The organism is Ochrobactrum sp. 19YEA23 (assembly GCF_029909865.1).
Taxonomy (GTDB): Bacteria; Pseudomonadota; Alphaproteobacteria; order Rhizobiales; family Rhizobiaceae; genus Brucella; species Brucella gambitense.
In genome coordinates this window covers 916,500-929,911 of record NZ_JASAMQ010000001.1, presented here as the reverse complement: position 1 = coordinate 929,911, position 13,412 = coordinate 916,500, and the positions used below count along the sequence as shown (strand labels likewise).

Genomic DNA, 13,412 nt, shown 5'->3' with positions numbered 1-13,412 from the left:
TGGAGGAGAAAATTTAATTTGACTAAATGGTGTGATCGGTAGCCCAAAGAAATCATCACAAAGAAACGTTGGCGATCGCGCGCGCAAATTCACTACAAAGATGCTGCGATTTTCGCCCTAAAGCGGGGCAACAAGTGACACTATTCTGCCAACCACACACTCTGTCTGTTGATAGTGAGGAACATGACCACGTGGCCATAGGCTATCGCTACACAATCTTTGCATACAATATACTGCCGAGGTTGAGCTTCAGGCACTTTTGAAACCGAAATGCGGTCGGCAGAATTCCGGTCATCACGCAAAACTGGTGACACGAGTTGATCAAACGCGGGAAGTATGTGCGCGATTGCAACCCGCTCAGCAAAGCTAGAATTTCCACATACTGACGCCAAACTTAATACGTTATCCCGCGTCCTCGTTCGAGCGCACGACGCTGACGTTCGGCTACGATTTTCTGACTTGCCTGCATGCGAACAGTTTGCTGCAAGATTTTCAAATCCTCCTGCATTGTCTCGAATGCCCGGCGTTGCGTCGGTGCCACACTGTTGGTGACGGTCGTTTCGCTGCGCAGGATCGCATCACGCCCGAACCTCAGATCAAGCGCCCTGCTGACGGTGGCGAATTCCCGTATGATATTGCCGTGCAGTAGCCCGGCTTCCGCTTTGAGATTTGCGCCTTTCTTCTTCATGGTCTGTGTGAGCCTACGCAATGCCACTTCGGCTGCAGGTGACAAACCTGGAATGGCAATTCCCATGCGCTGGCGCTCCCCGGTAATCGCTTTGGTCTCGTTGCTCAGCGCCGTCGCGTAAGATGCACCCAACGACCGAACACGGCTATCTGCGTCTGAAACAGCCAGAAGCGCTTCTTTTCGTTCGCGCCCAGATGCCAGAAACTTATCCATGATGCGGTCAGAACCACGCAATGCGCCATAGGCTGCGGGATCGTTAGCAACCGCTGCCGCAATCCGCTCAGCCGCAAAACCTTTAATAATCAAGGCTTCAATTTTGTCGACGGCACCTGCCGGATCACGCCAGATGTTGGATGCTGTTTTAGCAAGGGCTGCGCGATTGTATTGGTAATGATTGGCTGTGAGCGCCCTCGCCTTTGCCTCATCTTCTATTGGCGTTTTGAACTCCGTCACGGCTGTCAGCATCGGCAACACGGCATTTATTTTCGCGCATGGCTCGATGCTGGCAGCTGCAACAACCTTCGAACGGCCCCTTGTTTCGGCAAGATGCTGTTCCTCGGCAAAACGACGTATAATGGTAAAAAGACGCGTCAGTTTTTCGCGCCGATCTGGATCGAGGTTCTCCGGCATGCGCTCGAGGATATTACGTTCAGCCACGGCATCAGCTTTGTCGGTAAAGGCCGACCAGCCAAAGCGCGCGGTCAACGCCTCATTGATCGCCTTTACTTGCTGGACCAACTGACGATCCCCCGCAGCATGTGCAAAGGCCGTCTTATAGGCATCGGATCCACCGCGCTCGCGCACCGCTTCGATTTCGACAAGGCGAGCCATTGCCTGCTTCGAGAGAGCAGGGATCGACAGCGCCATATAGGCGCGGCGTTGCTCTTCGCGCATATCAAAACGCTCCGCCTGACGACGGAATTCTGTCGCATGCGCACGCGCCAGCGCAACAAGGTCAGCAAGAGCGCTAAGCGCAGCCTTGCGTTCATACCGAGCGGCGCGACTATCGAACAGAGAACCAGATCCCCGGATCAGGCCAAGACGTTCTGGTTTAGCGGCAATATCTTCGGCAAGGCCACGTGGTTCTATTTGCCTATTCGACGCAATTGCATTGAGTCTGGCTAATGCGCCATCAGGCTTCGAATAGACCTTTTCCAGCACAGGGCGAAGCATGACCTCCCGCTCCTTCCAGCGATCCGATTGCAACTGCGCGCGTCTGGCATCCTCTTCTAGGCTGCGGACGAACCGGATTATTGATGGAAGAAGATGAGGCCCGTCGCCGCCTCGTTGCTCTGATTTTTCAGGTGGCCGTACTGCAAGGTGTGGCGAACGTTGTTCGTTATAGGAAACGCTTTTCTCGCGTTCGATCCTGATATCAAGCGCTACGCTCGCCCGTTCCCAAAGCTTTGCCACTTGTCCGCGCTTGTCATCAAGCCACGCCAGCTTTTGTCCGACACGCTCTTCTATGCTCGCTACAACTCCGGCAAGCGTGTCGATACCACGCCGACGGGCAAAGTCATGCGCATACGCCCGATAACCAGCTTCATTCTCAAAATCGAGCGTTGTGGTTTTAGCACCTGAACGGCCAAGACGTTCAACCAGTTGCCCAAACAATTCCGGCCTATGGCTTTCGCGCTCGATCCGCTCACTTCGAATAATAGCAGTTTCGAGCTGCTTTGCCGTCCAGACTTTTCGCTCGACTTCGCGTTCCTCAAAACTCTTCCTGCCGGTCTCATTGTCTGTGACAGGGATTTTGACCTTGACGATTTCAACACCGTCTTTTCGAAGAAGTGCAGTATCGCCTTCTGAGACGCCTCCGTCGGACAGAGCCTTGGGCAGACTGACGCCCCAGAGCCGGTGCACGGTTCCGTCGTCTCTCTTCACATCAGCATAGGGACTTTCATCCGCATCCTTATCCTGTGGCCGGAACTTCGCCATACCGGTCAGTTCGCCGGTAACACCGGCTGCATGATCAACACGCGATTTCCCGCCCCATTCCGCTTTTGGCTCAAAATCCTCGCGTGTGGCATAGAGATCGGCGCGGTCACGATGACGGGTCATGGACACATAGGTCAGATGCTGATCCATCATGCCGGTAGCGAGCACAAATGTCCGACCAACGGTCACGCCTTGCGATTTATGGATGGTCACAGCATAGCCATGGTCGATATTGCGATAGCTGTCCTCGCTAAGCACCACATCCCGGCCAGTGTCGAGACGGATCGATAACAGCGGACGCCCACCTTTGCCACCGGTCGAAACGACAGTACCGAGCATACCGTTTTTGACATACTGCGGACCAAGATGCTTTGCACGCTTTTCCACAAGGCGGGCATTTTCTAGAAAGATGACCCGGTCGCCGCAGCCAAATTCTCGAACGCCGCGCTCCGTGCGAAACTCACGAGCGTTTGTCAGAGCACCCTCCCTGTGCATGACGATGCGCAGGGATTCGTTCAAGCGCCTTACATCTTTATTGGTATGGGCGAGCACCAGCATCTCGTCACCGGGAAGACGAGCGCCTATTCCTTGACCAACCGAGCGTTCGATTGCTTCTCGGCGCGCCATGTTCCAGTCAGCAACAAGACGCTCTATAACCTCGGCGCGTCGCTTGGCTTCGATTATGTGCCCCTTTTGAGCATAGGCATCGAGCCCCTCTTCGACCTTGCCCTGCGCAAAAAGCCTGGAGGCATCGCGTGCCCAGGCTTCTCGTTGGCGGCGGACACCGGCAAGCTCGGCGAAACCAATCCGCTCCGTTATTGCCCGGAAGGCTGCACCGGCCTGGATTGGCTGAAGCTGCATCGCATCACCGACCAGAACGGCTTTTGCACCGGCATTCTCAACCGCCTTCAACACGCGTGCCATCTGCTCAGAAGACACCATAGCGGCTTCGTCCACTACGAAGATGTCTCCGCGTTTGAGAAGATCACGACCATTCTCCCAGCCAAGTTCCCAAGCGGCAAGGGTTCGCGATTTTATGCCAGAGCTATCCTCCAATCCTTCCGCAGCTTTACCGGATAAGGCTGCTCCAAAGACATCCCTGCGCTCATTTTCCCAGGCAATACGGGCAGTGGCAAGAAGCGTGGACTTGCCAGCACCCGCAAGCCCGACCACGGTGGAAATGGCACTGTCGCCGGTGACATGACGAATGGCGTCAATCTGCTCTAGATCAAGCTTAAAAGATTTGCCCGGATCCGCCGTTTCGAATTTCTGGATGCCCGCTGCAATCTTCGCAGCAGCAATTCCAAAGCCCTTGCGCTTTGACAAAACCTCCGCTGACCGCGCCATGTCATATTCAACACGCAGGATCTCCCGGGTGGTAAAGATTGCGGGCTCGTTTGCCTTGCCTGTCTGCCGATCCACCTGTTGTGGCTTCAACAGTACTAGATCGTCAGACGCCATCAGCCGTGAGCGAATATTGGCAAAATCGCCCGGATCATCAACATAACGATGCAGTGTCCTGGCGATATCCTTCTCATCAAAGGTCGAACGCTCAATGCCGAGGCGTTTGAGAAGAAGTCCGGGGTCAGCAAGCAGTCGATCAGCCATTTCCTGCCGACGCGCAAGTTCGGCCGGCGCGAAATACATCTCCACGCCCTTGCGAGACATTGCAGTCTTTGCTGGCCCAAGATGTTTCTGGGCGATTCCATCCAGACCCTGCTCAGCATAAGAGCGCCCATCAAGGCGAATATCATGACCAGAGAGCGCAAGATAGCGGCTCGCCGTCTCTGCCCAAGCAAGCTTCCACGCTTTCATGGTCTCTTTGTCACCAGCCCAACACGTATAAACAATATCCCCGTTATGGCGGTTCGACTTTACCTCACGCAATGGTTTCCCGTCAGGTCGGAGAACCGGCACATATTTGGGACCGAAACCCGTTTCTGTCAGGGGCCTGAGCGCAGTCAGCAGGTGAATATGGGGATCACCATCCTTGTCGTGATAGACCCAGTCAGCAATCATACCCTTCGCAGTCAGATTGTCCCGGACGAACTCCCGAACCAGGGCAATATTCTCCGCCCGCGTCAGTTCTTCTGGGAGCGCAATGATCAACTCGCGGGCGAGCTGCGCATCGGCTCGTTTCTCAAAAGCATCGACGGCGTTCCACAACACTTCGCTCGCGCCAGCGGCAGTCTTGCCATCTATCGCCAACCGCAACCAACCCGGAACATCGTCCGGCAAAGCCAGTTCTTCATGGACCAAATCATCGTCGCCACCACGATAGTTGAATGAGATCCCGGTCTGACCGTCTCTCATTCGGGTGCGATGCCGGTAAGAAGCCGCTGATATAATATTACGTCCCGCACCTCTGCTGATCATCTGTGCTCTGACGAACATGATTGCCACGATGAACTCCTGACCTCACAAACGTGCCAACCAACCCAATCCCGCTGCCTGCCAAAAGTCAGCCCCCCACTCAGGGATGAAAATCAGGTTGGAATTTCGGTAGTGTCGATTTGGATAATTGCACAGACAAACGTTTTTTACTATCTTTTTTAAATCAGTTAAATTCGGCCCTTAAGTTTGGATAGAATAAGCGAGAGGCGTAAATTGATCTAAATTTTGTATTTTTCTAACGACGCACGTTTATAGAAGTTATCGAATGCATAGAACAAACTACAGTTAAATCGACTGAACCGCTAAGATGGGACTGGCGCAAATGAAGTCGCCAATGTGAAACTCAATCACAGTTTCGAAGAATTCGTGGCGTGGCTTCGTGAAAGCTGAAAAAGCGATTGGCAGAGCGACAACGGCAAAATAAAGAGCCAAAAAACTTTTAGAGAATACTCTCAAGGTCGAAGGCACCAGAAAAACGACCGGTTCTTGCCCCCCGCGCCAGACGCAAACGCTCTCTGCAACCACCCTCGTTGCCTGTGCGATCACCTTGTCTGTGCCAACGAAAAAAGTCGAGCCGCGACAACGGTGACGCTTTGAAAGCTCCCATGGACACCGGACGATTGACTCTCCTCCTCAGATGCCGCAAGAATAGGAACAAATAATGAACATCAGGAGGATGCGATGCGCATCACTGGCAAACTCGATTATCTCGAAATGCCCGCAGCCAATGGCTCACTCGACGCGACAAAAAGCTTCTATGCACGGGCGTTCGGCTGGTCTTTCACCGATTACGGTCCCACTTATTCCGCCTATTCCGAAGGGCTGGACGGGGGGTTTGACGCCGACCCGCAAGCGACAACGAAGCCGCTACCCGTGCTTTACGCGCAGAGGCTCGAAACCGCGCTTCAAGCCGTGACCGAAGCTGGAGGCACCATCGTCAAGCCGATCTTTGCATTTCCGGGCGGACGCCGCTTTCATTTCACTGATCCGGCGGGTAATGAACTTGCAGTCTGGAGTGAAAATTAGAGCAGCCCATGTCCACGTCCTTGTCAGCCCTCGAATCCGCAGCGCGATACTTGTCCCAGTCCGACAAGGATCGATTCTTCCGGATCAAACGCGAAATGGAAGCCACAGGCGCCTCCAAAAAGAGCATTGAAGATCGCCTTCACGCCTTCATCTGGGAAGTCATCGAATCCGATGACGACGATGAGGATTTAGAAGACAGAGAAGAAGAGTAGACGTCGGACTTATCGCGAAAAATGCGAAACGGATCAGCTTGCTTCGCGCAGGCGTTCCGCCGTCTGCAGATCAACCGAAACAAGCTGGCTGACGCCCTGCTCGCCCATGGTGACGCCGAACAGACGGTTCATGCGCGCCATGGTGATCGGGTTATGCGTGATGACCACGAAGCGCGTTTCGGTCGAAGCCGCCATTTCGTCCATCAGATTGCAATAGCGCTCGACATTATGGTCGTCGAGCGGCGCGTCCACTTCGTCCAGCACGCAGATTGGCGCCGGATTGGTGAGGAACACCGCAAAGATCAGCGCCATGGCCGTCAGCGCCTGCTCGCCGCCTGAAAGCAGCGTCATGGTCTGCGGCTTCTTGCCGGGCGGACGGGCGAGAATTTCAAGCCCGGCTTCCAGCGGGTCGTCGCTTTCGATCAGTTGCAGTTCTGCCGTACCACCACCGAACAGATGCGTGAACAGACGCTGGAACTGCACATTCACCACCTCGAAGGCAGCCAGCAGACGCTCGCGCCCTTCGCGATTCAAGCTCTGGATCGCCTGACGCAGCTTCTTGATCGCCTCGATGACATCCTCGCGCTCGGACACAATCGCGTCGAGACGGTCCGAAAGCTCCTGGCTTTCTTCTTCGGCGCGCAGGTTCACCGCGCCAAGCCGCTCACGCTCAATTTTGAGCCGCTCCAACTGGCGCTCCAGCTGATCAGGATCGGGAATCGGATCGTCGGCTTTCAGCCCGGTATGGCGGATGGCCTCATGCGGCGCACAATTCAGTGCCTCGACGATGCGGGCTTCCGCATCCTTGCGCCGCTCTTCAGCGGCGGCAAGACGTTCCTCGGCGCGGGCGCGCTGTTCACGGCTCGATGCCAGTTGCTGGATGGCAAGCGTCGCCGCCTTGTCGAGTTCGGCTTGCGCGGTTTCAGCCGCGGCCAAAATGTCCGCAGCTTGCTTGCGGCGATCATCGGCCAGTGACAGCTCGTTCAGGAGCGCACGGCGGCGCGCTTCGATCTCGTCCGGCGCTTCAGCCAGACCTTCCGCCTCGTCCGCCGTCTCCGTGCGGCGATCGTTCAGCGACGCAATTTGCCGGTCGGCATTTTCCGCGCGCGAACTCCAGTTGCGCCGTTCCAGCGCAATCATGTCCAGACGTCGCAATCGCGCTTCGGCCTCACGACGCAGCCCTTCATAAGCGGCGCGTGCTTCGGCCAGCGCCGTGCGATCGGAGAGAACTTCACTCGTCATTGCCGCAAGGCGTTGCGCAATGGCGTCCAGATCCGGCATTTCGCCGAGCCGGTCTTCCGCTTCTGCAACGCGAATCTGCGCTTCTTCCAGATTCTCTTCCAGTCGCGCCTTGGATTCATCCAGAGCTGAACGGCGGGTTGCAAGCTGCCCTGCCGCACGCTCGGCAACCGCCAGCGCTTCACGCGCTTCGTCCAGCTTGCGCTGATTGGTGCGCCACTGATCGCGCGCAACGCGCTCATGCTCAACAGCTTCGCGCACCGAAGCTTCGGCGCGATGCACGGCCTGTTCGGCCTCCTCGACGCTCTCGCGGGCGGCGATGGATTCCTGCTCCAACTCGCTCAGGCGGTTCTTCTGGGCCAGACGCTGTGCAGCCGGCGTCGGCGCATCAGCGCTTGCCGTATACCCATCCCAGCGCCACAGCGCGCCAGCCTTGCTCACCAGCCGCTGTCCGGGACGCAAAAGCGCCTGCAAACGCTGACCTTCGCTGTCCGAAACGACACCGACCTGCGCCAGTCTGCGACGCAGCTGCTGCGGCCCGTCGACCAGCCGGTCAAGCGGGGTCGCGCCTTGCGGCAAGGCAGGATCGGCGTCCGGTGCCGGATTATAAGCCCAGTAGACCGGGGCATGCTCATCGCTGGCCGCGTCGAGGTCTTCACCAAGCGCCGCACCCAGTGCAATTTCATAGCCCTTTTCGACCCGCAACTCTTCAACAACAGGCGGAAACTGGCCGGTTTCGCCAGCATTGAGGATACGCGCCAGCGTCTGTGCTTCCGTCTCGATGCGGTTCAGTTCGGTGCGCGCTTCGTTCAAAGGCTGGCGGCTTGCTGCTTCCACTTCGCGTGCGCCTGCGACCAGTTCTTCTGCCGCAACGACCGCTTCTTCCGCCGCGGCCAGAGCATCTGCACAGGCATCGACCACGATGCGCTTTTCAGCCGGATCGAACAGACCGCCTATCTGCTCCACCACGGATGCAATATCGCGCTCGATATTGTCCATCTGCACGGCAAGCCGGTCGCGCTGACCTTGCGTTTCCTTCAGCGCGCGCTCGATCTGCGCCCGTTCAGCAGTCGCTTCCGCGCGCTCAGCGGTGACCCGCGCCAGTGCACCTTCGCTATCGGTCAGGCGGATTTCCGCTTCCTCGAACAGCGCGCGCAATTCCTCGTCGCGCTCGCCCGATGCTTCGTTGGAAGCGACCAGTTCCTGTTCTTCTTCTTCCAGCTTTGCCAGAATATCGGCGTTCTCGCGCACCATCTGCTCTTCACGGGCAATGTCGGCGGTCAGCTGTTCCAGCCGCTTCATCAGCTCGGCGCGGCGGGCGCGAATGCGTCCGTCCTCTTCGTCAAGCTGGGTGCGGGCGATCGAAAGGCGCTGCAAGGCGGCGGCGGCCTTGGCTTCCGCATCACGCAGTTCCGGCAGCTTGTGCGCACCGACGGACTGATCGCGGGCTGCATTCATCTGCGCCTGCGCCATATCGCCGACGGTCGCAGTTGAGGCCGACAAGGCGCTTTGCGCCTCGCCTTCCTGAACCTTGGCCTGGCTCCAGCGCAGATGCAGCAAGGCGGCTTCGGCACGGCGGATATCCGCGGAAAGCGCCTTGAAACGATTGGCCTGACGGGCTTGCCGCTTCAGGCTTTCAATCTGGCTGCCCAATTCACCGACCACATCGTCCAGACGGTCGAGATTGCCCTCGGCAGCGCGCAGGCGCAATTCCGCTTCGTGACGGCGCGTATGCAGGCCGGAAATACCGGCAGCTTCTTCCAGCAAAGCGCGGCGTGCCTGCGGCTTCGCCTGAATAAGCTCGCCAATGCGCCCCTGCCCGACCATGGACGGTGAACGCGCGCCCGTCGACTGATCCGCAAAGAGAAGCTGCACATCCTTGGCACGGGCTTCCTTGCCATTGATGCGATAGACCGAGCCAGCCTCGCGCTCGATACGGCGCGACACCTGCAACTCATCGGCATCATTATAGCTGGCCGGAGCCGTGCGGGCGGAATTATCGAGGAAAAGCGTCACTTCCGCCGTGTTGCGCGCCGGGCGCGTGGCGGAACCGGAGAAAATCACATCATCCATGCCGGAAGCACGCATGTTCTTGTATGAGTTTTCACCCATCACCCAGCGCAGCGCTTCAACGAGATTGGATTTGCCGCAGCCATTTGGCCCGACGACACCCGTCAGTCCGCCTTCGATCACGAACTCCATGGGTTCGACGAAGGACTTGAAACCGACAAGGCGCAATTTGGAGAAGCGCATCAGCAAACTCCCCCGATTTTATCGCCCATTCCAGAAACGGCAAAAGCGGACGCAGTGATGCGTCCGCTTTTCATCCGGAAAAACGGGTCAGAGAAGCTTGTCGATGATTGCCGACATCTCGTCAACCGAAAGGGCTCCAGCGTATTTTTGTCCGTTAATGAAGAAAGTCGGCGTCGCATTGACTCCGAAATCCTTCGATCCACGCTCCATCGTTGCTCTCACATCATCGAGAACTTGCTGGTTCGTCAAGCAAGCCTTGAAGGACTCCTGTGTAAAACCGGCAAGTTTTGCGATTTGCAGCAGGGCAGCTTCGCCATCTTCGGCGGTTGCCCACTGCTGCTGCTGCTTGAAGAACACGTCGACCATCGGGAAATAACGATCTTCCGGGGCGCAACGTGCCAGCATGAAAGCAGCGGTTGCGCGCGGATCGAACGGGAACTCACGGAAAATAAGACGCGCCTTGCCGCTATCGATATATTTTTCCTTGATTTTCGGGAAAGTATTGATCGTGAAATCCGCGCAATGCGGGCAGGTCAGCGATGCATATTCGATGATCGTAACCGGTGCATCGGCCTTACCGTAGACCATATCCTTGAGCTTGCCCGGTTCGGCAATCTTGGCCGCATCGACGGTGCCTTCCGGGGCACGATCCTGCGCCAGAGCGCCCGTTGCAGAAGCTCCTGCAAAAGCCAGTCCGGCAGCAGCCGATCCAGCGAGAGAAATGACGTGTCTGCGATTAAGCACTGCAGGCATACGAATCATCCAGTCCTGTTTCATTCGGTTGTTTCGATATACAATCTAAGGCGGCAGAGAGATATTCACCAGACCCGCATCGTTCACATGAAAGTCAGCACAGCGCCGACATTGTTTCCATATTCAGAACGACAGACCCAGCCCCTCATTCAACTCGCTGCAAACTGACCACGGCTTGCATCAAATTTATGGCAGCTTGTATCGCAATTAAGTGTTTTTGCAATTGCAGGATGTTCCTCGCAACGCGCTAAGCTTTAATCACTCTTTTTGCCGGAGGCGCGTTTTTCGGCCAGAATATTCTTGCCGAGCCGTGCAAGGGCGGCCCGCAAGGCGTCATCCTCGATTCCGTCCGTCGCCTTGTCGATCCGCCGTTCTTCCGAAGGGGCCAGTGGAGCGAGACGCTTGACCCGGCGCTTCGCCGGTATTGCCGGCGGCTTCTGCTCGATGCGAATGCGCCCAATCGCCGAAAAACCTAGAAAACCGTTGACCCGGCTGATGATCTCGCCGGTCTCGTGCTGGATCTGCAAGGCGGCAAAACCTTCGCAGGCGATGATCAGCGTAGCAGGTTTGAACGGATCGTCTTCGTGTAAGCGACGCGGCCAGAGAATGCGCAGCGGGCGTGACGTTGCGCCGATGGCCGGGCCGACAATATCTTCCCAGGATTGTAGCAGCGAGAGATTGATGCCCGCACGTTTCTGGAGCATCGGGTCCATCAGCCCCGATGTCATATCCGCCAGCGGTCTAAATCCGCGTTTTGATTTTGGCTCGCTCATCGCGCTCCATTATAGCCGCGAAACCACTCCACAAACAAAGGAATACCTTCATCGAGCGTGGTCTTGGGGCTGAAACCCAGATCGCGGGCAGCAAGCGTGATATCCGCATAGGTGCGCGGAACGTCTGCGACAGGCATCGGCTCCAGCTTGCGGATCGCTTCTCTACCCGTCGCCTTCTCGATGGCCGCAATGAAATCATTCAGCATCACCGGGCGGTTATTGCCGAGATTATAGACGGGTGCGGTTTCTTCCGGCTTGTCCAGAATGCGCTTTACCGCGCCGACGACGCCGCTGACGATATCCTCCACGAAAGTGAAGTCGCGCTGCATCTCGCCATTGTTGAAAACGCGGATGGGCTCGCCTTTCAAAATGGCCGAAGTGAAAAGCCATGGCGCCATATCCGGCCGTCCGAAGGGACCATAAACCGTGAAAAACCGCAGTCCCGTCGAATGCAGCTTGTGCACATGGCTATAGGAAAAAGCCAGCAATTCGCCGGAGCGTTTCGTCGCCGCATAGACCGAAACCGGATGATTGACCGGATCGCTTTCCGAGAAAGGAATTTTCTCGTTGGCACCATAAACCGACGATGAGCTGGCATAGACCACAGGCGGACGCTTTTCGAGCTTCAGCGCGGTCTCGAAAATATTGACCTGACCCATGACATTGGCCGAGACATAGGCCGCCGGGTTTTCGATAGAATAGCGCACGCCTGCCTGCGCGGCCAGATGCACGATCACATCGGCATCCCTGTCCGCGCCGATGGCAACCTTGATCGCTTCCGCGTCCGCAATATCGGCTTTGGCAAAACGAAAACCCTCGCGCGCGTGGAGCTTGGCAAGCCGTGTGTCCTTCAGCTCGACCTGATAGTAGTCATTGACATTATCGATGCCCACAACCTGCCAGCCCGCATCCAGCAGGCGTTGCGCCGTATGGTATCCGATGAAACCGGCTGCCCCCGTTACTATCGCTTTCATGCAATCGACTTCTTTCCGAATATGCACGTTTCAAGACCGGCACGCCGTGCGGCCATCACGCGACGGGACGCCGCTGCATTCAGCGCCGCAAGGAAGAACATGGTCGATGAAATCGTAACCTCGTGCAGCAGCGGATTGTGCAGCATGCCATAGCTGCCGCTGATCACGGCGAAATAGATCAAGGCTCTGCGCATCGCCCAGCTATCAGTTGTGCGCCAGAGATAGATGAAAATAGACAGGAACGCTCCGGTCATGAAGATCAGCCCGACGATACCGTCGTTCAGCAATTCATCGAGGACCGTATTGTGGACATGGCGGAACCCGGCCAGCATTTCGGCCTTGTCACCTGCCTCGGCCCTAACGTCATTCATTTTCGAATAGGAGCCGACACCCGCAAACGGATGCTGCGCGATGATCTTGCTCGCGCTCTTCCAAAGCACCTCGCGGATATCGGCGGATATCTTGTCTTCCCACTGCTTGCTATCACCAGTGTCGTAATATTCGATCATGCCCGAAAAGCGCTTCGAAATAACGTCCCCGACCGGCCCCACGACAATCAGCGCCGCCAAAGCAACCGCGAGTGCGGCATAAACACCGCCCTGCTGGCGGATGCTAAAACGCCTGAGAAAGAAAACTATCTCAACCGCCGCAAAGATCGGCAAAACCACGATAACCGCACGGGTTTCCGAGGTCAAAACCGCCGCCAGACCAAGCACGAGCCAGTGGGGTCCGTTCGGTAAATAACGCGATGCCTTGCGCAAAGGGATCGCCGCAGAAATGGCCGAAACGCCGACCACAAAGGCGAAAACCGCCTGATTGCCGCCAATACCGATACGCCCCCCAGCCGTGACAGCGAGGTACAATGCAGTGATCGTCGCGATAATGACGCCAACGCGTGCACCAATCACATAGGCGCGCAACGGATCGCGGATTAAAGCCATGCCGGAACCGGCGAATGCGAAAACGGCGATTAGCAGCGTATAACCGATCTGGCGGTTGTCGCTGAACGGTTCGCCGCGAAACAGGATCAGCCCAAGCGACCAGGCCGCATAGAGCACAATGAAAATATAGAACTTCTTGCAATGCAGCCGGGCAACCGCATGGCGACCACAAGCCATGTAAATGCCGATGCAGGAAAATACGAATAAAATCAAAGGGCCGA

General features: G+C 56.8%; 8 protein-coding genes. 2 read left to right on the top strand and 6 right to left on the bottom strand.

What is annotated here, in order from left to right:
• Positions 1-394: 394 nt before the first annotated feature.
• A complete protein-coding gene (gene traA / locus QBD01_RS04230) occupies positions 395-5,029 on the bottom strand; it encodes a Ti-type conjugative transfer relaxase TraA (RefSeq protein ID WP_280991720.1) in 4,635 nt (1,544 codons plus the stop codon).
• A 672-nt stretch (positions 5,030-5,701) separates the two neighbouring features.
• Here traA and QBD01_RS04225 point away from each other — a divergent pair.
• Together QBD01_RS04225 and QBD01_RS04220 are read left to right on the top strand one after the other, a co-directional pair.
• Positions 5,702-6,046, top strand: a complete 345-nt coding sequence (locus tag QBD01_RS04225) for a VOC family protein (RefSeq protein WP_280991719.1) — start codon at positions 5,702-5,704, stop codon at positions 6,044-6,046.
• An 8-nt stretch (positions 6,047-6,054) separates the two neighbouring features.
• A complete protein-coding gene (locus QBD01_RS04220) occupies positions 6,055-6,258 on the top strand; it encodes a hypothetical protein (protein WP_280991718.1) in 204 nt (67 codons plus the stop codon).
• A 33-nt stretch (positions 6,259-6,291) separates the two neighbouring features.
• On the opposite strand, the gene QBD01_RS04215 is transcribed toward QBD01_RS04220, so the two are convergent.
• The 5 genes from QBD01_RS04215 to QBD01_RS04195 all read right to left on the bottom strand — a co-directional run bounded on the left by QBD01_RS04215 (position 6,292) and on the right by QBD01_RS04195 (position 13,368).
• Positions 6,292-9,750: a chromosome segregation SMC family protein gene (locus QBD01_RS04215; RefSeq protein ID WP_280991717.1), complete on the bottom strand. Its 3,459-nt coding sequence runs from the start codon at positions 9,748-9,750 to the stop codon at positions 6,292-6,294.
• 87 nt (positions 9,751-9,837) lie between these two features.
• Positions 9,838-10,503 (bottom strand): DsbA family protein, encoded by a 666-nt coding sequence (locus tag QBD01_RS04210; protein WP_182522643.1) that lies wholly within the window; start codon positions 10,501-10,503, stop codon positions 9,838-9,840.
• Positions 10,504-10,757: 254 nt separating this feature from the next.
• Positions 10,758-11,276, bottom strand: coding sequence for a DUF721 domain-containing protein (locus QBD01_RS04205; protein ID WP_280991716.1), 519 nt, complete (start codon positions 11,274-11,276; stop codon positions 10,758-10,760).
• Positions 11,273-12,250, bottom strand: coding sequence for an SDR family NAD(P)-dependent oxidoreductase (locus tag QBD01_RS04200; protein ID WP_280991715.1), 978 nt, complete (start codon positions 12,248-12,250; stop codon positions 11,273-11,275). Before QBD01_RS04200 ends, QBD01_RS04205 begins: the two co-directional genes overlap by 4 nt.
• Positions 12,247-13,368: an O-antigen ligase family protein gene (locus QBD01_RS04195; RefSeq protein ID WP_280991714.1), complete on the bottom strand. Its 1,122-nt coding sequence runs from the start codon at positions 13,366-13,368 to the stop codon at positions 12,247-12,249. The genes QBD01_RS04200 and QBD01_RS04195 overlap by 4 nt, the downstream gene beginning before the upstream one ends.
• Positions 13,369-13,412: the final 44 nt, after the last annotated feature.

Excerpts from the sequence above, each read along its gene's own strand:
- QBD01_RS04225 (WP_280991719.1), top strand. The coding sequence starts at position 5,702 with ATGCGCATCACTGGCAAACTCGATTATCTCGAAATGCCCGCAGCCAAT.
- QBD01_RS04220 (WP_280991718.1), top strand. The coding sequence starts at position 6,055 with ATGTCCACGTCCTTGTCAGCCCTCGAATCCGCAGCGCGATACTTGTCC.
- QBD01_RS04215 (WP_280991717.1), bottom strand. The coding sequence starts at position 9,750 with ATGCGCTTCTCCAAATTGCGCCTTGTCGGTTTCAAGTCCTTCGTCGAA.
- QBD01_RS04210 (WP_182522643.1), bottom strand. The coding sequence starts at position 10,503 with ATGCCTGCAGTGCTTAATCGCAGACACGTCATTTCTCTCGCTGGATCG.
- QBD01_RS04205 (WP_280991716.1), bottom strand. The coding sequence starts at position 11,276 with ATGAGCGAGCCAAAATCAAAACGCGGATTTAGACCGCTGGCGGATATG.
- QBD01_RS04200 (WP_280991715.1), bottom strand. The coding sequence starts at position 12,250 with ATGAAAGCGATAGTAACGGGGGCAGCCGGTTTCATCGGATACCATACG.
- QBD01_RS04195 (WP_280991714.1), bottom strand. The coding sequence starts at position 13,368 with ATGGCTTGTGGTCGCCATGCGGTTGCCCGGCTGCATTGCAAGAAGTTC.